Below are 23,174 nucleotides of genomic sequence, written 5' to 3'. Positions count from 1 at the left end.
TTCCCCAGAAGCCCGGGTGGCGGAATTGGCAGACGCACGGGACTTAAAATCCCGGGGCCGCAAGGCCGTGCGGGTTCGATTCCCGCCCCGGGCACCATCCTTTGCACCTCCAGTTAGGAATCACTAAATTATCTATCAACCCCCTCCAGGAGGTCCTTTATGGAGAAACTTTTGTTCGTTATTTTAGTAACTCTTCTAATGAACATCCCTTTTGGCTGGTTAAGGGAAGGTGTAAGGAAGTTTTCACCTTTATGGTTTTTATACGTTCACTTTCCAATACCATTTATTATTGCAATGAGAATAGGACTTGGAATTGAGTGGAAGTTTGCTCCGCTATTAATCCTTGTAGCAGTTCTCGGTCAGTTCATTGGAGCAAGGCTAAGAAGAGCTCAAGCAGTTATGGAGGAATAATGGATTTCCACGGAACTACGATATGTGCCGTTTTGAGGGACGGCAAAGTTGCAATGGCTGGAGATGGACAGGTAACTTTGGGAAATACCGTTTTTAAAAACGGAGCGAGAAAAGTTAGAAAGATATACGGAGGAAAGGTTTTAGCCGGTTTTGCAGGCTCTGTTGCAGACGCCTTTGCTCTCTTAGAGAGGTTTGAGGACAAACTCCAGACCTTTGGAGGAAACCTCTTAAAGTCGGCAGTTGAACTTGCAAAAGACTGGAGAACAGACAGGGTTTTAAGGCGCCTTGAAGCTATGCTCTTAGTTGCAGATAAGACAAAGATTCTCTTAATTTCCGGAAACGGAGACGTGATAGAGCCAGACATTCCGGTTATGGCAATAGGTTCAGGCGGAGCTTACGCCCAAGCAGCAGCTAGAGCTCTCTACGAGAACACCCAACTACCGGCAGAGGAGATAGCAAGGAAAGCCCTAGAGATTGCCGGAACAATCTGCATCTACACAAACACAAACATAACTGTTGAAGTCCTTGAGTAGGAGGTTGGATGTTTAAAAAACTCTTCGGAAGTTCACAGCCGGAAGAACGTAAGGAGGAGAAATTCCTTACCCCGAAAGAGATAGTTTCCGAACTTGATAAATACATAGTCGGCCAAAAAGAGGCTAAAAAGGCAGTTGCAGTTGCCCTCAGGAACAGGTGGAGGAGACAGAGGCTCCCAGAGGATATGAGGGATGAAGTCGCTCCAAAGAACATAATAATGATTGGACCTACCGGAGTAGGAAAGACTGAAATAGCAAGAAGGCTTGCAAAGTTAGTTAGAGCTCCCTTCATAAAAGTAGAGGCAACGAAGTTTACAGAGGTCGGGTACGTCGGAAGGGACGTTGAATCAATAATAAGGGACCTTGTAGAGATAGCAGTAAATATGGTTAAAGAGGAAAAGATAAAGGAAGTTGAGGAGAGGGCTAGGGAGCTAGCTTACGATAGACTAGCAGAGATAATGGTTCCTGAACCACAAACTCCCCAGCAGTCAATCCAGAACCTATTTGACGTTTTCCTCCCCTCTCCAAAGGCCGAACCTAGTACTGAAAGGGAACTCTCCAGAGTAAAAGACGAAAGGAACAGAATTAAGAAACTTCTAAAAGAGGGAGAACTTGACGATGAAATAGTTGAGATAGCCGTAACCGTTGAAAAGCCGGGTATAAACGTAATAGGCCTTGGGCCGGGAGTTGAGAACATTCAGGAGATGCTCTCATCAATTCTTCCAAAACCTAAAAAGCCAAGGAAGATGAAAGTTAAAGAAGCCCTGAAGTACTTGACTCAAGAGGAAGCTCAAAAGCTTATAGATATGGATGAAGTAATAAGGGAAGCAATTGATAGAGTTGAAAATCAGGGGATAGTCTTTATTGACGAGATTGACAAGGTAGCTGCAAGGAGCGGAGGAAGAGGACCGGACGTTTCAAGGGAAGGTGTTCAGAGAGACCTCCTTCCAATAGTTGAGGGAAGTAAAGTTTCAACAAAGTACGGACTTGTAAGAACCGACCACATCCTCTTTATAGCCGCAGGGGCCTTCCACATAGCAAAACCCTCAGACTTACTTCCAGAGCTCCAAGGTAGATTCCCAATAAGGGTTGAACTTAAACCTTTAACTAAAGAGGACTTTGTAAGGATACTTACAGAGCCTAAGAACGCTTTAACAAAGCAATACAAAGCCCTCCTTGAAACCGAAGGAGTTGAGATAGAGTTTACTCCTGACGGAATAGAGGAAATCGCAAGGATTGCAGAAGAGGCAAACACAAAGGCCGAAAACATAGGGGCAAGGAGACTCCATACAGTAATGGAGAAGCTCCTTGAAGAGATTTCTTTCAACGCCCCTGAGATGAAAGGTCAAAAGGTTGTAATAGACAGGGAATACGTAAGGGAAAAACTTAGCAGAGTAATTGAGGATGAAGATTTAACCAAATACATCCTTTAAGGAGTTTCCCTTGGGAAAGCTAGAGAAAATTTCAGAGAAAGTAGAAAGCCTAGGTGGAGATTTTTACATCACCTTTGACGCAGCAGAGAGGTTTTACCTATCAAGCTTTTCGTCAACTTTTGGAATTACTCTAGTTGGCCAGAAGGGGAACTTCTTAATAACGGATGGAAGGTACATTGAAAGGGCTAAGGAGCTTAAAGACTTTAAAGTAATCCTCTGGAAAGGCTGGGAGGAACTACTAGAATTCCTGAAAGGAATTAAGGCCGAAAAACTCATCGTTGACCCATCAAGGTTAAAGGCAAAGACTTACAAAGAGCTTGAGAAAAGGTTTAACCTTATTGACTGTGAAGGTTTCCTAGATGAGTTTAGGGCTGTAAAGGATGATAGGGAAATTTCCCTCATAACGAGGGCCGTTCAGATTGCAGAGCTCTCTTTAAAGAGCGTCCTTCACCTACTAAAGCCGGGAACAACAGAAATAGAGTTTAGGAGAGCCCTCATTGATGCTTTCTTCAAGTTTGGAGGAAATGGAGAGGCCTTCCCGACGATTGTCGCCTCGGGAAGGAACTCTGCAGTTCCCCACTGGGAAACAGGCAACAGAGAAATAAAGGACGGAGACATAGTTATAGTTGACTTTGGAACAGTCTATAGCGGCTACGTTTCAGACATAACGAGGACTTTCTTAATCGGAAACGTAAGCTCAGAGGCGAGGAAGATTTACGATGCAGTTTTGGAAGCTCAAAAACTCGGGATAGAAGAGCTTAGAGCCGGAAAAAGCTGTGCAGAAGTTGATTTAAAAATAAGGAAGTTTTTAGAAAACAAAGGCTACGGTGAGTTCTTTACCCACTCCTTAGGCCACGGAATAGGAGTAGAAGTTCACGAAGCCCCGACACTCTCAAAACGCTCTACAGAAATTCTAAAAGAAGGAAACGTTGTAACAGTTGAGCCTGGTGTTTACATTCCCGAAATTGGAGGAGTGAGGATAGAGGATGACTGCTTAATAACCGAAAACGGCACTTTCGTAATTTCAAATTTAAACAAGTGAAATTTCAGCTAGTCACACATCAAATTTCTTAATCGCACCTTTCAAAAGCTTGTATTTCTTATTTCTAAGCCATCTACATTGGAATTTCATAAAGTTCTTAATTAAGATGTGTGACTGTTACCCCCTTCTTGGCCTAAAAATTGTTTTTACCTTTCCTTTTAGGGTTTAAAGCATCCCAAAACCTTGAAGCGTCTGCCCATTTCAACGAGCAAAGTTAAAATCTGGGGAATCTGGGAAGGAGTTGCGAACTTCTCTATGCCGTTTTCAAGTAAAAAGGAGCTCTGGGGCTGATAGAGCATCTCTTCAAAACCTTCTCTCTTTAAAAGTTCCTTCAGCCTCGTAAAGTCAACATCAGCAGTTAAATCAACGCTTCCTGGCTCTGATAAGTAATCTTCCCAGAGTTTCCCATCTTTATAAGCTCTAAAACTCCTCTTTGAGGAAATCTCTCTACACTCTCCTCCATAGTCAAAGGTTAGAAAGAGTCCCCTTTTTAGCTTTCCTGAAATATCTTTTAAAAACTCCTCCCAGCCTATAAAGAGGGGATACTCACAGTTTTCCTTAGGTTCGCAGGGAAGGGAACCTCTAAACGGGCGGTACTCTTCAACTAAACTTCCGCCCTTTTCTAATATGAAAATTTCAAAGAGCTCCCCTTCTTTTTTAATTACCCTCTTAAAGGGAAAGGAATCAAAGAGCTCGTTAGAAACAACTACACCTTCAAATTCGGGAAGCTGGCTTACCTCACTGAACCACTTTACTTTCCCCTTAAGCCAGATTGGAGGCTCTCTCCTTTCAACGAAGAAGTACTCTTCAGGCTCTATTTCCCCAATTAAATCCTTTGCTAAAAAGCCTTTACCTCCTCCTATCTCAACTATGACTGGGGGAAGGGAGAACTCTTCAACCTTCCTCTTTAAGAACTCAGCAACTACTTTCCCAAAGAGGGGAGAGAGCTCCGGGGCCGTGAAGAAGTCCTCTCCCGGCAGATTGGATAACCTCTTTGAGGTGTAGTATCCAAACTCTTTGTGGTAGAGGCAAATCTCTACAAACCTATCAAAGGGAATTCCTCCTTTCTCCTTTACCTCAGAAAGGATAAACTCTAAAGGGCTACCCACTTTGCTCCCTCTCTCTTAACGTACCCTGAAATCTCCAATTGTGAAAGGGCCCTTGAAACAAAGCCAATATCCTCACTAATCATGTAGGCAATCTCGTCTGCCGTTAGAGGAGCTTCCTTTAAAAGGGAGTAAATTTGTTCAAATTCTCTTGGCCCGCTCTTTTTAACCTCTTTTAAAGGAAGGAACGATAAGAACTCCTCAAAATCTACCAAGGGAGTTGCTCCCTCCATAATAAGCCTGTTTGCTCCCCTGCTAAAAGGGGAATCAATGTTTCCCGGAACAGCAAAAATCTCCTTTCCCATTTCAAGGGCGTAGTTTACCGTTATAAAAGTTCCGCTCCTCTCCCTTGCCTCAACCACAACGACAGCTTCAGATAGGGCAGCAATAAGTCTGTTTCTCCTTGGGAAAAACTCCCTCTTTGCCCTAGTACCTAGAGGAAACTCTGAAATTATTCCTCCTCCACTCTCAACAATCTCCTCAGCAAGCCTCCTGTTTGAAGAAGGGTAGAGACAGTCAAGAGAACTTCCCAAAACTGCAATCGTCTTACCCTTACCTTTAAGAGCTCCCCTGTGGGCGGCCGAATCTATCCCAAGGGCAAGACCGCTAACAACTGAAATTTCACGCTCCGACAGGAACTTACCGAGTCTAAAGGCAGTTCTCCTTCCGTAGTCTGAACACCTCCTTGAACCTATAACGGCAACTTTTGGAAAGGGGAGAAAATTTCCCCACAGGTAAAAGGCAAGGGGAGGTTGAGGAGCCATGAAAAAGGACTGGGGATAATCCTCACCAACTATAGTTACTATCCTAAAGCCCTTCTTACTTGCCTCCTCAATCTCCCTTTCAGCAGTAGAAAGGTCAAGGTTTAGAGCTCCTTCCCTTACAGCTTCCTCAAGGGAACCGTAATTCTCTTTTAGTTTCTGAAACTTTTTAAAGCCGTAACCTTTCTTTAAATGAAGGACTAAAGCTAAAATCCTTTCCACTACAGAAGCCTTACTGCAGAAAGTGTTCGTTTATCCGTCTTTTCCTTTCTGTAAGAGTAGTAAAGGTCGTTTTGACAGTAAGGGCATATCTCAAGGTCTTCAATAACTTCAACACCTGCAGCCTTAAGCTGAATCTCGTTAGCCAACCTCAAATTAAAGAGGTACTTCCCTCCTCCTATATCCCTAAAACAGGCCTCATACTCTTTGTTAAAGAGCTTCTTCACGTCAGAACCTACTTCGTAACACCTATCGCAAATGCCAACCCCAAGTATTGCTTTCCTTACTCTTGTGAACCTCTCCATGTAAGAAACGGCATTAAAAGCTATACCTTTTAAAGTTCCCCTCCATCCTGCATGGACCACTCCAACGGCTCCGTCACCTATGAGGAAAATCGGGAGGCAATCGGCGGTGAGAACCCCTATCCAGATTTCCCTATTGTCCGTTATTAGAGCGTCTGCCCGGGGGACTTTAGTCGTCCTTTTCCCTACAAAAACTACCTCCGCTCCGTGAACCTGAACCGGAGTAATTACGGGGAACCCTTTAATCTCTTTAACGTCCCTTCCGTCAATTGGCTTCTTTGAAATAAACAGTTCGTAGTTCATAATGGTAGAATTTTAACATGGTAAAGGTAAAGCAGGAGAGAAGGAGTTTTCCGCCCCTCTACACCCTTAAGCCTTCCCAGCAGTTCTCCCTCTTTGAGGAGAAGTTAAAAGAGACTGTTAATTCACTTCTTCAAAAGAGGACCACAAACAGAGCTCTAAAAGAGGTCATGAAGAGGAAAGGATGGAAAGAGTTAAAGAAAATAGAGAAAAAGTTCAAGAAATTTGATAGCTACCCCCTTGAAGCAAGGAAAGTGATATACAACGTATTCTATAGGATATTTCAAAGGCTTGACTGGGCTTTAAACTCTGGAAGTGAAAGGGAGATTGAAATTAAAGTTTGGATTACTTCTTCAATTGACTACTTAAACAAAGTAATAAAAATCCTAGAGGATAACTATGGTTGAACTCTCCTCAAGGTGGATACTTCAGGAAATATTTACCGACCCTTCTGCCTGTAAAGAAGTTAAGGATGGAGAACTCTTCTTAAAGGTTGCAAGTGAAGTTGAGAAGAAAGGAGAAGGTTTAATTGAAGTTGTGGTTGAGTTTTCAGGCTCAGTAATTGAGGAAAAGTTTCAACTAGCAAACTTCAGGTTTGTTAACGTCAGCCAAGTAAAAGCCCCTTTAAGGAGAAAGAAAAGTGCAGTTAAGAAGGTGGAGGAGAGGAGGAAGCAGGAACTCTTAACATTCCTTCCAGTTTACCTCCTGAGGGCCGGAATCACCTTAAGGAAGGTAGAAGTTGAGCTGTAGCTGTAGAAAAGGAAAGAAACTCTCTTCACTAGAGAGTAGGGAAATTGAGCTACTCTTAAAGTTCTTAAAGGAAAACCCAGAGGCGTTCAGGCTAATTCTAGAGGTAGTAAACAGCTTCAGGCCCACAGACTCAGAAAGGGTAAAGGCAGAAAGGGTTTTCTTGGCAGTTAAGGATATCCTTGAACTGGGTTTACTAAGCTACAGTAAAGCGGGAAAGTTACTCCATATCTTAAATGAGTTCTTCGTTAAAAGGAGCGATAAACAGAGGGGAAACTTCCTTGAGATTTTAATATCAAAATTGGGACCCTTTACGTTCAAAGGAAAGTACAGGAGAGTCAATCAGTGTAAAGTCTTTAAAGGAAATAAGAAGTTATCAGACAAGGAAATCGACGTTTCATTCTCCGGAAAAGGAACTCTGGAACTCCACGAGTGTAAGGCCAACATGGTAAGGCAGTGGAGAGACCCTTTAACAAAGAAGAGTAAAAAAGGGAAAAAACTCCACTTTTTAAATTCACTCCCTAAAGAGTGCAGAGGGGAGAAGGAAGTAATCCCCTGTTGCAGCGGACTAGACGGTCAAATTGGAACGGAGTACATAAGGTTGGTTTTTAAGTTCTACGGGTATAAAAATATAGTAGTGGTAGGAAGGGAGGAAATATTTAAAAAGTTCTTAGAGAGGTTGAGATGATTTTCAGGGACAGAAAGGAGGCCGGGGAGCTCCTTGCTCAGGCAATTTTAAAAAGGTTTGACGGAGAACTCGTTGACCCTATAGTTGTTGCAATACCAAGGGGAGGGGTCGTAGTAGCAGAACCTATTGCAGAAAAGTTAGGAGCACCGATAGATCTTGTAATTCCGAGGAAGATAGGAGCTCCCTTTAACGAGGAGTTTGCGATAGGAGCTGTAACTGAAGACGGAACAGTCCTAATTAACCCGACAATAACCCCTGAATTTGCAGCAAGGCTCGGAATAACGGAAGAATACATAAGGAGGAAGGCAGCCGAAGAGATTGCCGAAATAGAGAGGAGAAGGAAAAAGTACCTTTCGGGCTTTGGAAGAGTTCCAAAAGAAGGTAGGGACGTAATCTTAGTTGACGATGGAATAGCAACAGGACTCACCGTTAAAGCAGCAATAGCCTCTTTAAGGAAGGAAAAACCAAGGAGAATAATACTTGCAGTCCCAGTAATGCCTGCTGAAAAGGTGGGTGAATTTAAAGAGTTAGTTGACGATTTGGTTGTCCTCTACGCTCCAGTTGAATTCAGTGCCGTTGGCCAGTTCTACTACGACTTTTCACAAACAAGCGATGAGGAGGTAATTGAGATACTAAAAAGAAACAGAATGAGTTTTAACCTATAGTCTCTTAACTAATATCAAAATAACCTTTCTGTTAAAATCCTTGAAATCAAAACTTTATAAAGGAGGATGGTATGGTTCTATCATTTGGGGAAATAAACGAGCCCCACGAGATTGTAAACATTGCCTACGCTTTTGCCCAGCAGAAACAGAAAACTTGGTTTAACGGGGAGCTCCCGATAGACCCCGTTATGAGAGTAGTCTCAATGCTTGAAGAGCAGGCGAGGCAACTTCAAGCAGACGGAGTGAAGAACATAACTATCAAGATTCTAGAAGGAACGGACAAAGACGGAGACAAAGTGATAAACGTTTGGGGAATGGGAACAATTGTAAAACTTAAATAAGGAGGGAAAATGAAGATTGGAGTAATAGGCGGAAGTGGCCTTTACAACATTGAAGGTTTAAAAGAGGTAAAGGAAATAAGGCTTGAAACTCCATTTGGAGAACCCTCCGATGCCTACATTTACGGAAAACTCGGAGATAAGGAAGTTTACTTCCTTCCACGCCACGGAAGGGGGCACGTTTACCTACCATCGGAAGTTCCGTACAGGGCAAATATCTACGGTTTTAAGATGCTTGGAGTTGACTGCATAATTTCTGTAAGTGCCGTAGGTTCAATGAGGGAAGAAATTAAACCTGGAGACTTCGTAATTGTTACCCAGTACTTTGACAGAACTAAGAATAGACCTTCTACCTTCTTTGGAAACGGAATAGTTGCCCACATACCCTTTGACACTCCAACATGTCCATACCTAAATAAAGTAGTCCACGAAGCCTGCATCGCTGAAGGTATTCCCGTTCACAGAGAGGGAACTTACATATGCATTGAAGGTCCCCAATTCTCAACAAAGGCCGAATCAAAGATCTACAGGAGCTGGGGAGTTGACGTTATCGGAATGACGAACATTCCTGAGGCTAAACTAGCAAGGGAAGCAGAAATTCCTTACTCCGCAGTTGCCCTTGCAACCGACTACGACGTATGGAAAGAGGGAGAGGAAGTTAACGTAGAAAAGGTTCTACAAACAATGGCAAGGAACATTGAAAATGCTAAGAAGATGCTCAAGAGGGTAATTGAGACAATCAAACCGGAAGACATTGAAAACTCACCTGCCAAAACTGCTCTAGTTGGAGCAATACAAACAAAGCCGGAGTTCATAAGCGAGGAAGTAAAGAAAAGGCTTTGGCTCCTTCTAAAAGACAGGATTTAAAACTGGGGGGCTTTTTGCCCCCTTTACAAAAAAAACCAACAATACCAAAATCGCAAAAACCTTTAAGAGAGTAAAGCAAAGAATATCCAAGTCGCAATCCCTTTCACTTTTTAGGGCTTTTCAACATTACTATTACTGTACCAGTAAGGGTTCAATATCAAGAACAGTCGCAATCCCTTCCACTTTTTAGGGCATTTCAACAGCACTTTTTGTTATACGTTGTCTTTCTTGCGTTTCAAATCAGACAGTTTTTCATAATTATCTAAAGTTCCTTACGGAGAAATACTTTTTGCCAAATACCCTTCAAAGCATTAAAAACCAAGGCTTTATCTATCGTAATTTTAGAATAACCTAATACTTATTGAAAAACACCCCTTTCCATATTCATCTTTCAAAGAACCAACTACGATTTTATCACAGTACTTTTCTTAAGCCCCATCCCCTTTTCCCCAATCTCTGTGGTAGGGGCTTCCCCTGTTTATCTCCTGAGCTCTAAAGAGCTGTTCAAGTAGAACTATACGGGCAACGTCGTGCTGAAGAGTCAGTCTTGAAAGGGAGAGGAGGAAATTTGCCCTTCTCTTTACTTCTTCAGAAAGGCCGTCTGCACCGCCAATCAAGAAAGATAGGTTTGAATGGGCACTGACCAATTGGGCAAATTCCCTTGAATTTAACTCCTTCCCCCTCTCATCAAGGGCAACTACAAAACCCTTTGCCTTTGAGAGTAACCTTTCCCCCTCCTCCTCCTTACTCTTCCCCTTCCTTACCTCAACAACCTCTAAGTTACGAACCTTCCTAAGGTAAAGCTCCTGAGCTTCCTTAAAGTGAGGAGCTATCTTTCCAACGGCTACAACCTTAAGCTTCATCCTTTACTTCTTCAGGCAGTAGTTGAGCAACCTCCAACTTTGGAGCGTCAAGCCATAGACTCTCAAGGTTGTAGAGCTCCCTGAACTCAGGCTTAAATATGTGAACTATTACGTCTCCAAAGTCCATCAAAATCCAGTTAGCGTTTTCGTAACCCTCAAAGCTTACCGGAAGAATTCCTTTCTCTTTAAACTTCTTCCTAATCTCATCGGCAATGGTCCTTCCGTGAACGTCGGAGGAAGCCGTAAGGATAACGAAGAAATCTGCCAGAGAGCTTAAACCTCTAAGGTCTATAACAACAGGGTTTTCAGCCTTCTTATCAAGGGCCGTCTTTAGGGCAAGCTTTACTTTCTCAAGACTGTCCAACCTTTTACCTCCTCCTCTAAATGGTTTCCTTTATCTTCCACCAAATTGAACGCTTAATTGGGTTAATTACAGGCTCTACTTCAAGGTGTTCCTTCCCGTTAAGTATCTCAAGGGCTTTTACCCCGTAGGGAGAGTTAGGATACTTCTTAGCAACTTGAGAGAGAATCTCTCTACCCTTCTCCCTGTTAAGCTTTGCAATCTCTTTCCACCTCTTTATATCCTTCTCTATTAAATCTATTCTATTCTTTGCTACCCTCCTTTCATCAGGGTCGTCAGACTTTAATCTCTCCTTTTCGGACTTAAGGTGATCTTTTAACCTGTCAATCTCCTCTTTTGCCTGAAGAGGAGTGTAATAGTAAGCCCTTCCAATGAGATAGCCCATCCTGTCGGGACTCTCAACGTCCCAGTACTCTCTCTTTACCTTCTGGTAACGCTGAATGGAGGCAGTAAATTTCCTCAGCATGTCGTAGGTTCCGGCTATGTAAATTTGATGCTCAGCAAGTATTTTCCTTGCAATTTTCCGATACTCCTTAGCCTTATCAACCCTGAGGTCTGAAGGGTAGCGCTCAATAAAGTCACTGAAGATGTTGTAAGCCTTCTTCGCAAATGTAACGTCCCACTCAGGCCCTTTTGTTAAGTTTAAATAACACACTCCCAACCTAAAGAGGGCATCCTTAGCCCTTGGTGACGCCGGGTAGAGCTCCAGAAATTCTTCATAATTAAGGGCTGCGTTTTCGTAGTCTCCATCGTTAAAGTAAGAATCTGCAAGGGCTATCTTTGCAATCTCCTGCTCCTTAGGAGAGAGCTCCCCACTTAAGGCCTTCTCAAGGAGGAACTTAGCCTTTCCCCAGTCCTCCTTTGAAGCAGCCTCTATTCCCTTCCTGTACTGCTCCTGTGCCGTTTGGGGAATCCTCTCACAGGAAGCAAGGGCAAGTAAAACAGAAATTCCTAAAATAAACTTCCTCATTAAACTCCTCTCTAAGCTTATTCATAGCACAGCCATTAATATAGCACAGCTAACTCCTTGATATCTGATACTTCTCTATGTGATAGTGTTCAACGGGAACAACCTTTATCTCTATACCGTAGAGCTCTGAGATTCTACCGAGAACCTCCTGCTCTTCATTCTTGAGCTTATCGTGGACCATAGGGTTTACGTAAACCCTAATAGTACGAGTGTTCTTAAAGCTAGTCTTTAAGACTCTTAGGATTTCCCTTTCAACCTCAAAGGCAACAGTCTCAAGGGACTTAACCCTTCCCCTTCCCTCACAATAAGGACAGGTCATAGTTAAGGTTTTACCCAGGCTCTTTTTAACCCTCTTCCTGGTCATCTCAACAAGTCCAAGGTCAGACATGCTTACTATCTTCGTCCTCGCCCTGTCTTTACTGAGCTCCCTTGCTAAGGTCTCAAGGAGGAGCTCCTTATTTTCAGGTTTTTTAAGGTCTATAAAGTCTATAACTATTATCCCTCCTATATCCCTCAAACGGAGCTGCCTGGCTATCTCTTTTGCAGCTTTAAGGTTTATCTCAAGGGCTGTCTCCTCAATGGAGTTACTCTTTTTAAACTTTCCACTGTTTACGTCTATTGAAACTAGGGCTTCAGTCTCATCTATTACTATGTAACCGCCCCCTGGAAGGTAAACTTTTCGGGAAAGAGCTTTCTCTATCGCATCCTCAACGTGAAACTTCTCAAAAAGGGGAATTTCCCCCTTGTAGAGCTTTATTCTGCCGGCAAGTTTAGGGATAAAGGCCTTAGCAAAGGAAAGGGCCCTTTCGTACTCAGCTGGAGAGTCTATTATCACCTCACTAACGTCCTCAGTTAAAAGGTCCCTTAAGGTTTTAGGAACGATTTCAAGGTCTTGATAGAGGAGGGAAGGAGGAGGCCTCTTCTCTGCCTTCTCCCTTAATCCTTCCCAAACTTTAAGGAGGTAGTTTAAATCCCTCTTAAGCTCTTCCTCTGTAGCTCCTTCAGCCGCAGTTCTAACTATGATTCCATACTCAGGAGGCTTTATCCCGTGTGCAATTTTCCTTAACCTTTCCCTCTCTTCCTCGTTAGTAATTCTCCTTGAAAGGCCGACCTTATTTATAGTTGGAAGTAGAACGAGGTAGTGACCTGGAATAGTTATGTTAGTTGTAACTCTCGGCCCTTTGGTACCTATTGGCTCCTTTATGACCTGAACTAAAAGCTCCTGACCTTCAGAGAGGACTTCCTCAACAGGTGGGAGCTCCAACTCCTCCCCTTCAACGTCAAACTCTTCATCCTCAAACTGAAAGCTTATAGCCTCCTTAACGTACAAAAAGGCTTTCTTTGAAAGGCCTATATCAACAAAGCCAGCCTGAACGGCGGGAACAATTTTTGAGACCTTACCCTTATAGATGTTCCCGACTATTCCCCTCTTTTCCTTCCTTTCAACGTAAAACTCCGTTAACTGTCCCTCTTCAAGGAGGGCAATCCTCACTTCCTTTGTAAGGGCATTTATGAGAATCTGTTTAGACGGGGTAGAGTTCTTTCCTAACAACATCTGCGCTTCCCAAGTCAAGCCCAATTAAGTTTAGTATATCCTGAACGTTTAAAGTATTTCCATTTAAAACTTTAACATCAATCCTTAACCTTCCGTCTTCCCTGTCCAAGTCTAAAATCCAGTCTTTAAGTACTACCTCTTTACCCTTCCTCGTAACTCCCCTTTCTGCCCTTAGAGGGTCAAGGTTAAAATCTCCCTTAGGTTCAATTAAATAAGTTACTCTCTCTATTCTCTTTAGGAGAGTCTCCTTTAAGTCTAAGTCAACAAAAGACTTAAACTTTAACCCCTCAGGGAGGAACTTAACAGATTCCTCTATTAAACCGTCAAAGTCAAAGCTCTCCTCTGTAAGCTCTAACTCAACAATTTCCCCTAGACCTTCAACACCAACGGGAAGGCCGAGGAGGATGTTAATTTTCGGGTGAGGGTTAAAACCTTGAGAGTACCTTAGAGGAACTTTAAACTTCCTAAAGGTCCTCGTAAATGCCCTTGTAAGGTCAAGGAGGGATAGGAACCTGGAAAATCCCCTCTTTTCAAAAATCAGTGCAACTTTTCTCTTAAGAGGGAACTCCCTTTTCGGCCTTGGAGGAACTTTGAACTCTATTTTCTCAGGTATAGGGTAGTCCTTTAGTTTCCTTATCTCCTCCGGAGTACAGGCTCCGCAGGCGTGGCATCCAACAATACGGCAGTCTGGAGTCCAGAGCTCCCTCCTTGCCCTATCAAGCTCCCTTATTAAAAACTCTTTCTTTACCACTCCTTCAATAAAGTCCCAGGGGAGCTCCTCTTCTAAACTCCTCCTTCCAAGCTCCCTGTTTAGGTCAATTCCGCTCCTATCAAAAGCCCCTGTCCAGCTCTCCCAGTTAAAGTACTCATCCCAACCGTCAAGCTGGCACCCTAACCTGTAAGCTTCAAAAATAAGCCTTGATACCCCCTCTCCACCCCTTGTTAGTAGGGCCTCTACAGTTGACTGTCTGTAATCGTGAAACCTTAAGGTAAAGCTCTTAGGAGCCTTCCTCTTTATAAAGGAGATTTTCTCAGTTACCTCCTCTTCAAGGGAAAAAGGTTCCCACTGGAAAGGAGTAAAGGGTTTTGGAACAAAAATTGAAATTCCAGCTGCAAGGTGTTTTCTCCCTCTGTACCTCCTTCCGATCTTATGAACCTGCCACAGCATATCAACGAGGGCCTCAATATCCTCCCACTCCTCAAAGGGAAGGCCAATCATAAAGTAGAGCTTGATTCTGTTCCAACCTCGGCTAAAGAGTCCCTCAACTGCCCTAAAGAGATCCTCGTTGGTTAAATCCTTATTTATTATCCTCCTAAGCCGGTCTGAACCGACCTCTGGAGCAAGTGTAAAGCCCGTTTTCTTAACCTGCATTATCTGAGAGGCCAGATCAGGGTTAAAGCCCTTAACCCTCATTGAAGGAAGGGAGAGGGAAATCATCTCTCTGTAGCAAACCTCCATAACTTCAGGAACGAGGGTGTTAAAGCGGCTGTGGTCGGAAATTGAAAGGGCAGACAGTGAAGCCTCTTCATAACCTGTATTCCTGAAAGTCTCCTCAATCAATCTCTTTACAAGCTTTTCATCTCTCTCCCTGTAGGGCCTGTACACGTATCCGGCCTGACAGAACCTACACCCTCTCAAACAGCCCCTTGCTGCCTCAACTGCAATCCTATCTTGGGTCGTTTCAACCGTAGGAACGGGGGGAGAAGTATGGTAAAAACCTTCTGGAACTTTAGCGAAAACAGCCTTCTTAACTGGATGCCTTCCAAACTTTGGAACCCAAACTCCCCTTACCTTCCTTGCCTCCCTCAGGAAATCCTCCCTACTCCCTCCACTTCTCTTTATATCCCTGTAGAGTCTTCCCAGTTCAACTAGCGTTTCCTCACCGTCACCAATGGAGAAGAGGTCAAAGAAGGGAGAAAGGGGAACTGGGTTGTAGACGCAGGGTCCTCCTGCAAAGACAACCGGAAAGTTCCAACCTTCCCTCTCTTCAGAGTAAATGGGAACTCCTGCAAGCTCAAGGAGCTTTAAAGCGTTCGTGTAAGTAAGCTCTGATGAAAAGGAAAAGCCCCAAAGGTTGTAGTCCCTAACCGGCCTAAGCTCTTCCAGAGTATAAAGGGAAATTCCCCTTTCCTTCATAAAGGCCTGCATATCGGGCCTTGGTAGGTAAGCCCTGTGCATAAGGGCAAAATCGGTTGAGTTTACAAGGTGGTAGAGGATTTTCCCTCCGATGTGTGAAGAACCTACCTCATAGAGGTCCGGATAAGAGATAACAAAACGAACTTCCCTCTCCTCAAATCTGGGAGCTCTCAAATTAAGCTCCAAAGGGAGGTAGGAAGCAGGTTTCTTTACTCTGTAAAGGTCCGTTAAACTCTCTAGTATCCTATCCTTAAAGCTAAAACTCATCGTCATCAAACCACTCTTCAGTATCAAAGTAATCGCTATCAGGTGAATTTAAATCCCTCTCCGAACCTTTACTATCACTACCTTCCTCAACTATCACAGGCGGGCGTTCAAGTAGAGTTCCCAACAATAGGCCAGCGGTAAACCCGCTTAAAACTGGAAGGTAAGGGAAAAGTGGTTCAAGAACGTGACTTGAAGGGCTTTTCTCCCTAAAGAGCTTTCTCACTTCATCGGAAGAAACAGGAACTCTAACTTCCTGAGTTCCGTCAGAGACTACTATGACAAAGTTCTCTCCGTCCCTCTCTATGGAAAACCTTTTAATGGCAGAAGAGGAGAAAAACTTTACCCCGTCCTTTCCGGCGTAAGTTACACCACTTTGAGTGAAAATAAGGCTTGAACCGTCAAGCCCCCTAAGTTCAAGCTTTTCATTACTTTCCACCTCTTTTCCCTTTACGAGAGTAAAGAAGAGAATTAATAGGAGGAATACTATCAGAAACAGGAAAATTCCCATCAATCACTCCAAATATTTTTTATTTTAAAAACTATAGCTTACTCCAAGCAGGAAAGTCCTATCGGTATGATACTCAGCATCGTCTGGAAGGAGGTTTTGGTAATCTACTCTGTAGGATAGGTTCAAGGATAGGTTTGAACCAAAAGGCACTTTAAAAGTTGTCCTTGAGTGGAGGAAGTAGTCATCCTTATCCTTAAAGGAAACCTGGTACGATAGACTCTGCTCAAATAGAAGACTAGAAGTTAACTTCTTAAAGTAATTTCCTTTTAGTTCAGCCTGAGAGTAGGTAGAGCTCTCTCCTGCCGAGTAGTTATTGTAGGTATAAGTGAAACTTCCAGAAACCGTTAAATTCTCACTTATTCTCCAGGATAGACCAGGTCCTAAACCGCCTCTAAAGTCGTACCCTGAAAAAGGGTCTCTGAAGATAAACCCGTAGAACTCCAAAAAGAATTTGTCTTTAAATTTCCTCCCAACCGTTCCTTCTAAGTTCAGCTTGTTAGACGTCTCTTCTCCGTCATCTTCTTTGTATAGGTAATCTCCCCTTGAGGAAAACTTCCACCTGGATAGCTCCCTATTTAGCTGATAAGAAACTGCCAGAGTATTGGTGCCGCTGTTTCCCGAGGTCTGCGTAAAAGACAGTGTAAATTCCCCCGAACCTAAAGAAACTTTAGGAAAGAGAGTAAAGAGACAAAGGAACAAAATAGTTTTCTTCATGGGAAAACTCCTTTCACTCTCTTAGAAACATAAGGGTATAATTTTGCAAACTTCATGGAGGTCTCTTACTTGGGTAAGAAAATCTATGAAAACCTTAAATCTTTTGCAATTGCCCTAATATTGGCCCTCATTATCAGAACTTTCATAGTCCAGTCTTTCCACATTCCTTCAGGTTCAATGATTCCGACCCTCCTTGTGGGAGACTTCATCTTAGTTGACAAAGTTACCTACCACTTTAGAGAACCTGAAAGGGGAGACGTAGTCGTATTTCACTTCCCCCTAAACGAAGATGTCTACTACGTAAAGAGAATTGTTGGAGTTCCCGGCGACAAGGTTCAGGTTAAGAACGGAAAACTTTACATTAACGATAAACCCTGTAAGTATCAATTCGTAGGCAACTACTCCTACGAGGAAAAAGGAAACTTCTACAAGGGAAACCTCTACTACGAGTTCCTACCCAAAAGGGAAGGAGGTGTGAAAAAGCACCTAATCTTAAAGACTGGAATTCAGGGAGACAACACAGAAGTGTTTGTAGTTCCCAAAGGAAAGTACTTTATGATGGGAGATAACAGGAACAACAGCTACGACAGCAGGTACTGGGGATTTGTTGACAGAGATAAGATAGTAGGAATTGCTAGGATTATATTCTTTTCCTGGGACGGCCAGAAACACTTACCAAGGTTTAACAGGTTATTCAAAATAATAAATTAAATTAAAAGAGGGGGAAATCCCCCTTAAACCTTACTTCCTCTTTTTCTTCTTTAGCTCTTTTTCTGTAGCCTCTTTAAGGTCCTTTCCTGGCTTGAAGGCAGGAACGAGCTTAGCAGGAACCTCAACCTTTTCACCTGTCTTAGGATTCCTAGCAACCCTAGGAGCCCTCTCCTTCATGAGGAAGGTTCCAAAGCCCCTAATCTCTACCTTGTCACCCTTCTTGAGGGCCTCAGTAACCACCTCAATAAAGGCGTTGAGAGCTGCCTCGGAATCTTTCTTCCTGATTCCCGCTCTCTCTGCCATTGCGGCTACAAGTTCACTCTTTGTCATGCCGCTCCCTCCTTATATTAGTTTAAGTCAAGTGTTTCAAGACTTTAACTTGAAAATACAATTAAAGTCCTTCATTGTCAAGAGATTTCTTCTACTTCTACCCCTAACTTCTTTTGCAAATACGCAAAATCAATATCTTCAATTAAAACTCTCTTTACCCTACTGGTCTGACCTGAAACTATTGAGATTGAACTTTTAGGAACTTTCAACTCTTTTGAAAGGAGCTCTATCAAGGCTTTATTTGCCTTCCCCCCTTCCGGAGGAACCGTCACCTTTACCTTCAGCCTCCCCGCTTCCACCTTCTCTACTCTGTTCCTGGAAGCCTTGGGCTGCAACTTCACCTCTATCTCTATCCCTTCCTTCCTCCTTCTGACCTGAAGCATCCCTTTTAAGCTCCTCTAAGATTTTGGTCATATCTATTATGGCTATTTTAAGCCTATCGTACATAGTCTTCTGTGTAAACCTTAACTTCTCAATCTCAAGCTCAAGGGTCCTCTTTTCCTTTTCAAGGAACTCCTTCTCCTTCCTCTTCTCCTCAACTATCTTCTCAATCTCTTTCTTAGCCCTCTCTACAAGCTCCTTCGTTTTATACTCAGGCGTACTGACTTTCAACTTTTCTATCTCTTTAAGGAGCTCCTGATAGGCGTTTGCAATCTCTACAAGGAAGCTATCAACTTCGTCTGGATCGTAACCAAAGAGCTTTTTACTGAACTCCTTATTCCTTATTTCTGACGGAGTAAAGACCCTTTTCTTTTCCTTCCCTGTTTGTTCTTCCATATTAAAGCCCTCTAATTAAACTATCTATCAACTGTAAGAAGATTATAGCAACCAAAGGACTAAAGTCTATTCCACTTACCGGAGGAACTACCTTCCTAATAGGAGAGAGTAGGTAATCAAGGAGCTCTATAACCGAGTTAATGAGGCTGTTCCTCTTATGAGGAGGTATGAAAGTTAAAAGAGAGCCAAGAATAATGAACCAGACCAGTCCTTCAATCAGATAGTGAAGGAAATTCTTAACAACCTCTACCAAGATTTCACCTCTCTAATTAACTTTACAAGCTTCCTAACGGCCTCTCCCCTGTGGGAGATTCTATTCTTCTCCTCTAGGGGGAGCTCCGCCATAGTCTTTTCATAACCCTCTGGAACGAAAAGAGGGTCATAGCCAAAGCCTCCCTTTCCCCTCAGTTCAGTTATCACCTTACCCTCAACCTTTCCCCTACTCCAGAGCCCCATACCTTCAGGAAAGGCTAGAAATAGAAAAGAGACATACCTGGCAGGGGAGGAGTTAAGTCCGAGCTTCTTTAACTCCTCTATCAACTTCCTGTTATTCTCTTCATCGGTAGCCTCTTCCCCTGCAAACCTTGAGGAGTAAACCCCAGGTTTCCCTCCAAGGGCATCAACTTCAAGACCTGAGTCCTCTGCCAAAACCGGCTGCTTTAGGACTCTAGCATAGTAATCGGCCTTCTGATAAGCATTTTCACAGAAAGTGTTTCCTTTCTCGTCCGGAGGAGGAACCTTTCCCTTCTCTAAGGGAACAACCTCTATTCCAAACTCCTTTAAGGCCTCCTGAACTTCTCTAACCTTTCCCAAGTTGGTAGTAGCAAAAACTATCCTCAACTTCCAACCTCCAAAACTTCCTTCTGCTTCTGTATAAGCTTCCCTATTCCCTTTGAGGCGAGCTCAAGGAGGTTATCAAGCTCACTTCTAGTAAAAGTCCTACCCTCGCCGGTTCCTTGGATTTCGGCAAACTCTCCCCTTTCGTTCATAACAACGTTCATATCAACTTCAGCCTTTGAGTCCTCCTCGTAGTTTAAATCTAAAAGGAGAACTCCATCAACTATTCCAACGCTAACGGCAGCAACGAACAAATTAACAGCTTCCAGCTTATCAATTCTCTGGAGAGCTCTATAAAGGGCAACGAAAGCGCCGGTTACTGAAGCAGTCCTCGTCCCTCCGTCGGCCTGAATGACGTCACAGTCTATCCAAAGGGTAATTTCACCAAGGCGCGAAAGGTCAACAGCGCTCCTCAAAGAACGGCCGATCAACCTCTGTATCTCCTGGGTTCTACCCGTCAACTTCCCCTTTGCCGCCTCCCTGACGGTTCTCTGGACTGTAGCCCTCGGAAGCATTGAGTATTCAGCCGTTATCCAGCCCTGCCCCGTCCCCCTTAAAAAGGGAGGAACCTTCTCCTCAACTGACGCAGTACAGATTACTTTCGTATCTCCAAACTCTATAAGACAGGAACCCTCTGCGTACTTTATGTAGTCAAGGACAATATTTACGGGCCTTAACTGGTCAGGCCTCCTTCCATCACTCCTTATCAATACTTACCTCCTCAATTTCAACTTCGCTTCCCATTATTAGCCTTGCTATTCTCTCAAAACGCTCCGTCCTGTCACTAACGAGGATCTTCACAGAACCTATACCTTCTTCCCTCTTAGCAGGTAAACTCCTCTCAACCTCCTTAGCGACTGCAACGGCAGAATCAATAAGGTTAAGCTCAGGATAGAGCTCCCCTATAACACCCTTTATAAGAGGATAGTGGGTACATCCAAGGACCAGCGTGTCTATTCCCTTAACAACAAGTTCGTCTAGGTACCTCTTAACAACTTCCCTCGTCACAGGATCGTCAAGCCAACCCTCTTCAATAAGGGGAACCAAAAGAGGACAGGACTTTTCGTAGACTTCACAAAAAGGATTTAAAGAGACAATTTCCTTCCTGTAGGCGTGGCTCTTTATAGTTGCCTCTGTTCCAATTACTCCTATTCTCCCTTCCTTAGAACTAAAAACTGCAAGCTTGGCTCCAGGTTTGACAACCCCAACTACCGGAAAGGGAAACTCCTCTTTAAGGATATCAAGAGCGTGGGCACTAGAAGTATTACAGGCAACAACCAACATCTTTATACTGTAGGACTCAAGGAGTTTCGCATTTTGAATGCTGTACTTTATTATCGTTCTGGGGGATTTAGTCCCGTAGGGAACTCTAGCTGTATCTCCAAAGTAAATTAAGTTCTCGCTGGGAAGTAAGTCTTTTATGGCCTTTAGAACAGTCAACCCCCCAACCCCGGAATCAAAAATCCCTATCGCTCTATCTGCCATTGCTTCTCCAGAAGGTACTGGACTAATTTAAGTAAGTTAGACAAAAATTTAATCGGGTTAAAGTTATGAGAAGCTGTAAGGAAATTATAGATAAAGTAAAGGAATACCGTCCCAACTTTAACGGAGAGCTTATTGAGAAGGCCTACGAGTTTGCAAAGAAAAAACACGAAGGCCAATTTAGGAAATCGGGAGAACCTTTCTTTTCCCACCCTGCAGAAGTTGCTTACATCTTAGCAGAACTGAAGATGGACGTTCCAACGATAGTTGCAGGTCTCCTTCACGACACCCTTGAGGATACGGATACAACGGAGGAGGAAATTGAAAGGGAGTTTGGAAGAGAGGTCCTGTTTATAGTAAAAGGAGTAACAAAGCTTGAAGGATACTCCTTTCAGAGTAAGGAGGAAAAGGAGGCTGAAAGCTTTAGGAACCTACTTATCTCTCTGGCTGAAGATATAAGGGTTTTAATAGTTAAACTTGCAGACAGGCTCCACAATATGAGAACGCTCCAACACATGAAGAGGGAGAGCCAGCTGAGGAATTCTAAAGAGACGCTCACAATCTACGCTCCCCTTGCAAACAGGCTGGGAATGTACAGGATAAAGAACGAACTTGAAGACCTATCCCTCAAGTACCTAGACCCCGATGCCTATTATGAAATAGAGAGAAAGGTCAAAGAGAAGAAAAAGAAGCTACTTCCCTACCTTGAAGGGGTAATAGAGCGAGTAAGGGAGGAACTGGAAAAGAACGGAATAGAAGGACAGATACAGTGGAGGATAAAGCACATCTACGGTATTTACCGGAAGATGGTAACAAAGGGAATACCCTTTGAAGAAGTCTACGATGTGGCAGGAATCAGGGTAATAACTGATACGGTAGGTAACTGCTATCAGGTTATGGGTTTAATCCACCACATCTGGACTCCCGTTCCTGGAAGGATAAAGGACTACATAGCTGTTCCAAAGCCGAACATGTATCAGTCCCTCCACACTACAGTTGTAGGTCCTAAAGGGCAGTTCATAGAGTTTCAGATAAGAACTTGGGAGATGCACCAAGTTGCAGAACTCGGAATCGCAGCCCACTGGAAGTACAAGGAAGGGGGAGGAGCTCTCAGCGAGAGCGAAAAGGAGAGGTTTATCTGGCTTAGAAACCTTCTTGAATGGGTTAAGGAGGAAAAGGATCCGAAAGAGTTTATAAACTCAGTAAGAACAGACCTTTACGGTGAGAACATATACGTATTCACCCCGAAAGGGGACATAAAAACCCTTCCAGTTGGAGCAACTCCCGTTGACTTTGCCTACGCAATCCATACTTCTGTCGGCCACAAGTGTAGAGCTGCAAAAGTTAACGGCAAATTAGTTCCACTGAACTATACCCTTAAAAACGGAGATAAAGTTGAGATAATAACCGGCAGTGAGGAAAAACCGAGTAGAGATTGGCTCAACTTCGTTAAAACTTCTAAAGCCCGCCACGCAATCCGTTCCTTTATCAGGAAAGAGGAAAACGAAAGGGCAAGGAAACTTGGAGAGAGCTTGGTTGACAAAGCCATTAGGAAGCTATCAGGAAAGAGCTTAAACACACTAGACGAAGAGGAGATACAGGAGAAACTAAAACCTTTAGGCTACTCAAACCTTCACTCACTTTTAGTTGACGTAGGCTTTGGGAAAGTTGAACCGGACGTTGCAGCTAGGAAGCTTCTAGGCCTTCCGGTTGAGAAGAGGAAGAAGAGGAGGCAGAGCTCTATTAAGAGTGAAGTTGCAATAGAGGTTGATGGAATAGAGAACATGGCAGTAAGCCTTGGAAAATGTTGCCATCCACTTCCAGGAGATGAGGTTGTTGGAGTTGTTAACTCTGGTAAGGGAATAGTAATCCACACTAAAGACTGCCTTGTTGCAAGGCAGGTTATGGAGAGTTCTCCAGGGAAGATACTTAAGGTAAATTTCGTCCCATCAGAGAAGCTGTACCCTGCAAAGTTGAGGGTATCGGTTATTGATAAACCCGGAATGCTAGCAGAAATATCCGCCGTAATCTCAAAGCACAACATAAATATAGCTGACATAAAGGTTAGAAAGGCAAACGAGAAAACGGTACTTGACTTCATCCTCCAAGTAAAGAGTAGGGAAGAGTTCAACCAGGTCCTCAAAGCAGTAAGGGGAGTCAAAGGTGTAATATCTGCAAAGAGAGTTCACAGGAAAAAAATTAAGAGAGTTGTTCATTAATACTTTTCCATCTATCTTTACCAGTAGAAAA

General features: G+C 43.4%; 29 protein-coding genes and 1 tRNA gene. 13 read left to right on the top strand and 17 right to left on the bottom strand.

Features of this window, described 5'->3' with window-relative positions; genetic code table 11:
- Positions 1 to 10: 10 nt before the first annotated feature.
- From C7457_RS00810 to C7457_RS00790, 5 genes are all read left to right on the top strand, one after another.
- Positions 11 to 97 (top strand) — tRNA-Leu (locus C7457_RS00810).
- Between the two features lie 62 nt (positions 98 to 159).
- Positions 160 to 411, top strand: a complete 252-nt coding sequence (locus C7457_RS00805; protein WP_121169522.1) for a hypothetical protein — start codon at positions 160 to 162, stop codon at positions 409 to 411.
- Positions 411 to 944, top strand: coding sequence for an ATP-dependent protease subunit HslV (hslV, locus tag C7457_RS00800; protein WP_245939555.1), 534 nt, complete (start codon positions 411 to 413; stop codon positions 942 to 944). The genes C7457_RS00805 and hslV overlap by 1 nt, the downstream gene beginning before the upstream one ends.
- Positions 945 to 952: 8 nt before the next feature.
- Positions 953 to 2,377, top strand: a complete 1,425-nt coding sequence (gene hslU / locus C7457_RS00795; RefSeq protein ID WP_121169520.1) for an ATP-dependent protease ATPase subunit HslU — start codon at positions 953 to 955, stop codon at positions 2,375 to 2,377.
- Positions 2,378 to 2,387: 10 nt separating this feature from the next.
- Positions 2,388 to 3,419, top strand: coding sequence for a M24 family metallopeptidase (locus C7457_RS00790; protein ID WP_121169519.1), 1,032 nt, complete (start codon positions 2,388 to 2,390; stop codon positions 3,417 to 3,419).
- A 158-nt stretch (positions 3,420 to 3,577) separates the two neighbouring features.
- On the opposite strand, the gene C7457_RS00785 is transcribed toward C7457_RS00790, so the two are convergent.
- From C7457_RS00785 to C7457_RS00775, 3 genes are read right to left on the bottom strand one after another with little or no spacing between them, the layout of a single operon-like run.
- The gene (locus tag C7457_RS00785) at positions 3,578 to 4,528 is read right to left on the bottom strand and encodes an SAM-dependent methyltransferase (protein ID WP_121170634.1); all 951 of its coding nucleotides are present in this window, start codon (positions 4,526 to 4,528) and stop codon (positions 3,578 to 3,580) included.
- A complete protein-coding gene (gene dprA / locus C7457_RS00780; protein WP_121169518.1) occupies positions 4,513 to 5,508 on the bottom strand; it encodes a DNA-processing protein DprA in 996 nt (331 codons plus the stop codon). The genes C7457_RS00785 and dprA overlap by 16 nt, the downstream gene beginning before the upstream one ends.
- Positions 5,508 to 6,110: a purine nucleoside phosphorylase YfiH/LACC1 family protein gene (locus C7457_RS00775; protein WP_121169517.1), complete on the bottom strand. Its 603-nt coding sequence runs from the start codon at positions 6,108 to 6,110 to the stop codon at positions 5,508 to 5,510. Before C7457_RS00775 ends, dprA begins: the two co-directional genes overlap by 1 nt.
- Positions 6,111 to 6,127: 17 nt before the next feature.
- Between C7457_RS00775 and C7457_RS00770 the strand changes: the two genes are divergently transcribed.
- From C7457_RS00770 to mtnP, 6 genes are all read left to right on the top strand, one after another.
- Positions 6,128 to 6,514 carry a hypothetical protein gene (locus tag C7457_RS00770; RefSeq protein ID WP_121169515.1) on the top strand — a complete coding sequence of 129 codons (387 nt, stop codon included), beginning with the start codon at positions 6,128 to 6,130 and terminating at the stop codon, positions 6,512 to 6,514.
- A complete protein-coding gene (locus tag C7457_RS00765) occupies positions 6,507 to 6,857 on the top strand; it encodes a hypothetical protein (RefSeq protein ID WP_121169513.1) in 351 nt (116 codons plus the stop codon). The genes C7457_RS00770 and C7457_RS00765 overlap by 8 nt, the downstream gene beginning before the upstream one ends.
- Positions 6,847 to 7,542 (top strand): hypothetical protein, encoded by a 696-nt coding sequence (locus tag C7457_RS00760; protein ID WP_121169512.1) that lies wholly within the window; start codon positions 6,847 to 6,849, stop codon positions 7,540 to 7,542. The genes C7457_RS00765 and C7457_RS00760 overlap by 11 nt, the downstream gene beginning before the upstream one ends.
- Positions 7,539 to 8,207 carry a phosphoribosyltransferase gene (locus tag C7457_RS00755; RefSeq protein WP_121169511.1) on the top strand — a complete coding sequence of 223 codons (669 nt, stop codon included), beginning with the start codon at positions 7,539 to 7,541 and terminating at the stop codon, positions 8,205 to 8,207. The genes C7457_RS00760 and C7457_RS00755 overlap by 4 nt, the downstream gene beginning before the upstream one ends.
- Before the next feature lie 71 nt (positions 8,208 to 8,278).
- A complete protein-coding gene (locus tag C7457_RS00750; RefSeq protein ID WP_121169510.1) occupies positions 8,279 to 8,548 on the top strand; it encodes a hypothetical protein in 270 nt (89 codons plus the stop codon).
- Positions 8,549 to 8,557: 9 nt separating this feature from the next.
- A complete protein-coding gene (gene mtnP, locus C7457_RS00745; RefSeq protein WP_121169509.1) occupies positions 8,558 to 9,412 on the top strand; it encodes an S-methyl-5'-thioadenosine phosphorylase in 855 nt (284 codons plus the stop codon).
- Positions 9,413 to 9,840: 428 nt separating this feature from the next.
- Here mtnP and C7457_RS00740 read toward each other — a convergent pair whose 3' ends face one another.
- The 7 genes from C7457_RS00740 to C7457_RS00710 are packed head-to-tail and all read right to left on the bottom strand — an operon-like array spanning position 9,841 to position 16,787.
- Positions 9,841 to 10,275 (bottom strand): 23S rRNA (pseudouridine(1915)-N(3))-methyltransferase RlmH, encoded by a 435-nt coding sequence (locus tag C7457_RS00740; RefSeq protein WP_121169507.1) that lies wholly within the window; start codon positions 10,273 to 10,275, stop codon positions 9,841 to 9,843.
- A complete protein-coding gene (gene rsfS / locus C7457_RS00735) occupies positions 10,265 to 10,639 on the bottom strand; it encodes a ribosome silencing factor (RefSeq protein WP_121169505.1) in 375 nt (124 codons plus the stop codon). Before rsfS ends, C7457_RS00740 begins: the two co-directional genes overlap by 11 nt.
- 16 nt (positions 10,640 to 10,655) lie before the next feature.
- On the bottom strand, positions 10,656 to 11,606 hold the full coding sequence (locus C7457_RS00730) for an outer membrane protein assembly factor BamD (RefSeq protein ID WP_121169504.1): 951 nt from the start codon (positions 11,604 to 11,606) through the stop codon (positions 10,656 to 10,658).
- A gap of 49 nt (positions 11,607 to 11,655) precedes the next feature.
- On the bottom strand, positions 11,656 to 13,161 hold the full coding sequence (locus tag C7457_RS00725) for an Rne/Rng family ribonuclease (RefSeq protein WP_121169502.1): 1,506 nt from the start codon (positions 13,159 to 13,161) through the stop codon (positions 11,656 to 11,658).
- Positions 13,130 to 15,571: a TIGR03960 family B12-binding radical SAM protein gene (locus tag C7457_RS00720; protein WP_121169501.1), complete on the bottom strand. Its 2,442-nt coding sequence runs from the start codon at positions 15,569 to 15,571 to the stop codon at positions 13,130 to 13,132. The genes C7457_RS00725 and C7457_RS00720 overlap by 32 nt, the downstream gene beginning before the upstream one ends.
- Entirely contained in the window at positions 15,555 to 16,073 is a 519-nt protein-coding gene (locus tag C7457_RS00715; RefSeq protein ID WP_121169499.1) for a hypothetical protein, read from the bottom strand. The genes C7457_RS00720 and C7457_RS00715 overlap by 17 nt, the downstream gene beginning before the upstream one ends.
- Positions 16,074 to 16,097: 24 nt before the next feature.
- Positions 16,098 to 16,787, bottom strand: coding sequence for a DUF481 domain-containing protein (locus tag C7457_RS00710; protein WP_121169498.1), 690 nt, complete (start codon positions 16,785 to 16,787; stop codon positions 16,098 to 16,100).
- Between the two features lie 69 nt (positions 16,788 to 16,856).
- On the opposite strand from C7457_RS00710, the gene lepB reads away from it, so the two are divergent.
- Positions 16,857 to 17,498 (top strand): signal peptidase I, encoded by a 642-nt coding sequence (lepB, locus tag C7457_RS00705; protein ID WP_245939554.1) that lies wholly within the window; start codon positions 16,857 to 16,859, stop codon positions 17,496 to 17,498.
- Positions 17,499 to 17,528: 30 nt separating this feature from the next.
- Here the strand turns inward: lepB and C7457_RS00700 are convergent, their stop codons facing one another.
- The 7 genes from C7457_RS00700 to murI form a co-directional block, all read right to left on the bottom strand.
- Entirely contained in the window at positions 17,529 to 17,828 is a 300-nt protein-coding gene (locus tag C7457_RS00700) for an HU family DNA-binding protein (protein WP_121169495.1), read from the bottom strand.
- Between the two features lie 77 nt (positions 17,829 to 17,905).
- Positions 17,906 to 18,127: a DUF167 domain-containing protein gene (locus tag C7457_RS00695; protein WP_245939553.1), complete on the bottom strand. Its 222-nt coding sequence runs from the start codon at positions 18,125 to 18,127 to the stop codon at positions 17,906 to 17,908.
- Positions 18,066 to 18,605 carry a DivIVA domain-containing protein gene (locus C7457_RS08875; protein WP_121169492.1) on the bottom strand — a complete coding sequence of 180 codons (540 nt, stop codon included), beginning with the start codon at positions 18,603 to 18,605 and terminating at the stop codon, positions 18,066 to 18,068. Before C7457_RS08875 ends, C7457_RS00695 begins: the two co-directional genes overlap by 62 nt.
- 1 nt (position 18,606) lies before the next feature.
- Positions 18,607 to 18,858 (bottom strand): YggT family protein, encoded by a 252-nt coding sequence (locus C7457_RS00685; protein ID WP_121169491.1) that lies wholly within the window; start codon positions 18,856 to 18,858, stop codon positions 18,607 to 18,609.
- Positions 18,852 to 19,445 (bottom strand): RdgB/HAM1 family non-canonical purine NTP pyrophosphatase, encoded by a 594-nt coding sequence (gene rdgB / locus C7457_RS00680; protein WP_121169489.1) that lies wholly within the window; start codon positions 19,443 to 19,445, stop codon positions 18,852 to 18,854. Before rdgB ends, C7457_RS00685 begins: the two co-directional genes overlap by 7 nt.
- Positions 19,442 to 20,149, bottom strand: coding sequence for a ribonuclease PH (gene rph, locus C7457_RS00675; RefSeq protein WP_121170632.1), 708 nt, complete (start codon positions 20,147 to 20,149; stop codon positions 19,442 to 19,444). The genes rdgB and rph overlap by 4 nt, the downstream gene beginning before the upstream one ends.
- Positions 20,139 to 20,927, bottom strand: coding sequence for a glutamate racemase (gene murI / locus C7457_RS00670; protein ID WP_121169488.1), 789 nt, complete (start codon positions 20,925 to 20,927; stop codon positions 20,139 to 20,141). The genes rph and murI overlap by 11 nt, the downstream gene beginning before the upstream one ends.
- 65 nt (positions 20,928 to 20,992) lie before the next feature.
- On the opposite strand from murI, the gene C7457_RS00665 reads away from it, so the two are divergent.
- Complete coding sequence (locus tag C7457_RS00665; RefSeq protein ID WP_121169486.1) at positions 20,993 to 23,143, top strand: RelA/SpoT family protein; 2,151 nt, start codon at positions 20,993 to 20,995, stop codon at positions 23,141 to 23,143.
- Positions 23,144 to 23,174: the final 31 nt, after the last annotated feature.

The sequence above is a fragment of the Thermovibrio guaymasensis genome, assembly GCF_003633715.1.
Lineage (GTDB): Bacteria > Aquificota > Aquificia > Desulfurobacteriales > Desulfurobacteriaceae > Thermovibrio > Thermovibrio guaymasensis.
Note: the sequence above shows the minus strand (reverse complement) of the source record. Positions and strands in the feature narration are given on the sequence as shown.

What these genes read in the sequence shown, in the direction of transcription:
- C7457_RS00730 (WP_121169504.1), bottom strand. Translation starts at nt 11,606, where the DNA reads ATGAGGAAGTTTATTTTAGGAATTTCTGTTTTACTTGCCCTTGCTTCC.
- hslV (WP_245939555.1), top strand. Translation starts at nt 411, where the DNA reads ATGGATTTCCACGGAACTACGATATGTGCCGTTTTGAGGGACGGCAAA.
- C7457_RS00805 (WP_121169522.1), top strand. Translation starts at nt 160, where the DNA reads ATGGAGAAACTTTTGTTCGTTATTTTAGTAACTCTTCTAATGAACATC.
- C7457_RS00715 (WP_121169499.1), bottom strand. Translation starts at nt 16,073, where the DNA reads ATGGGAATTTTCCTGTTTCTGATAGTATTCCTCCTATTAATTCTCTTC.
- C7457_RS00755 (WP_121169511.1), top strand. Translation starts at nt 7,539, where the DNA reads ATGATTTTCAGGGACAGAAAGGAGGCCGGGGAGCTCCTTGCTCAGGCA.
- C7457_RS08875 (WP_121169492.1), bottom strand. Translation starts at nt 18,605, where the DNA reads ATGGAAGAACAAACAGGGAAGGAAAAGAAAAGGGTCTTTACTCCGTCA.
- C7457_RS00775 (WP_121169517.1), bottom strand. Translation starts at nt 6,110, where the DNA reads ATGAACTACGAACTGTTTATTTCAAAGAAGCCAATTGACGGAAGGGAC.
- C7457_RS00750 (WP_121169510.1), top strand. Translation starts at nt 8,279, where the DNA reads ATGGTTCTATCATTTGGGGAAATAAACGAGCCCCACGAGATTGTAAAC.
- C7457_RS00720 (WP_121169501.1), bottom strand. Translation starts at nt 15,571, where the DNA reads ATGACGATGAGTTTTAGCTTTAAGGATAGGATACTAGAGAGTTTAACG.
- C7457_RS00725 (WP_121169502.1), bottom strand. Translation starts at nt 13,161, where the DNA reads ATGTTGTTAGGAAAGAACTCTACCCCGTCTAAACAGATTCTCATAAAT.
- murI (WP_121169488.1), bottom strand. Translation starts at nt 20,927, where the DNA reads ATGGCAGATAGAGCGATAGGGATTTTTGATTCCGGGGTTGGGGGGTTG.
- C7457_RS00770 (WP_121169515.1), top strand. Translation starts at nt 6,128, where the DNA reads ATGGTAAAGGTAAAGCAGGAGAGAAGGAGTTTTCCGCCCCTCTACACC.
- hslU (WP_121169520.1), top strand. Translation starts at nt 953, where the DNA reads ATGTTTAAAAAACTCTTCGGAAGTTCACAGCCGGAAGAACGTAAGGAG.
- C7457_RS00740 (WP_121169507.1), bottom strand. Translation starts at nt 10,275, where the DNA reads ATGAAGCTTAAGGTTGTAGCCGTTGGAAAGATAGCTCCTCACTTTAAG.
- C7457_RS00665 (WP_121169486.1), top strand. Translation starts at nt 20,993, where the DNA reads ATGAGAAGCTGTAAGGAAATTATAGATAAAGTAAAGGAATACCGTCCC.
- mtnP (WP_121169509.1), top strand. Translation starts at nt 8,558, where the DNA reads ATGAAGATTGGAGTAATAGGCGGAAGTGGCCTTTACAACATTGAAGGT.
- C7457_RS00710 (WP_121169498.1), bottom strand. Translation starts at nt 16,787, where the DNA reads ATGAAGAAAACTATTTTGTTCCTTTGTCTCTTTACTCTCTTTCCTAAA.
- C7457_RS00700 (WP_121169495.1), bottom strand. Translation starts at nt 17,828, where the DNA reads ATGACAAAGAGTGAACTTGTAGCCGCAATGGCAGAGAGAGCGGGAATC.
- C7457_RS00765 (WP_121169513.1), top strand. Translation starts at nt 6,507, where the DNA reads ATGGTTGAACTCTCCTCAAGGTGGATACTTCAGGAAATATTTACCGAC.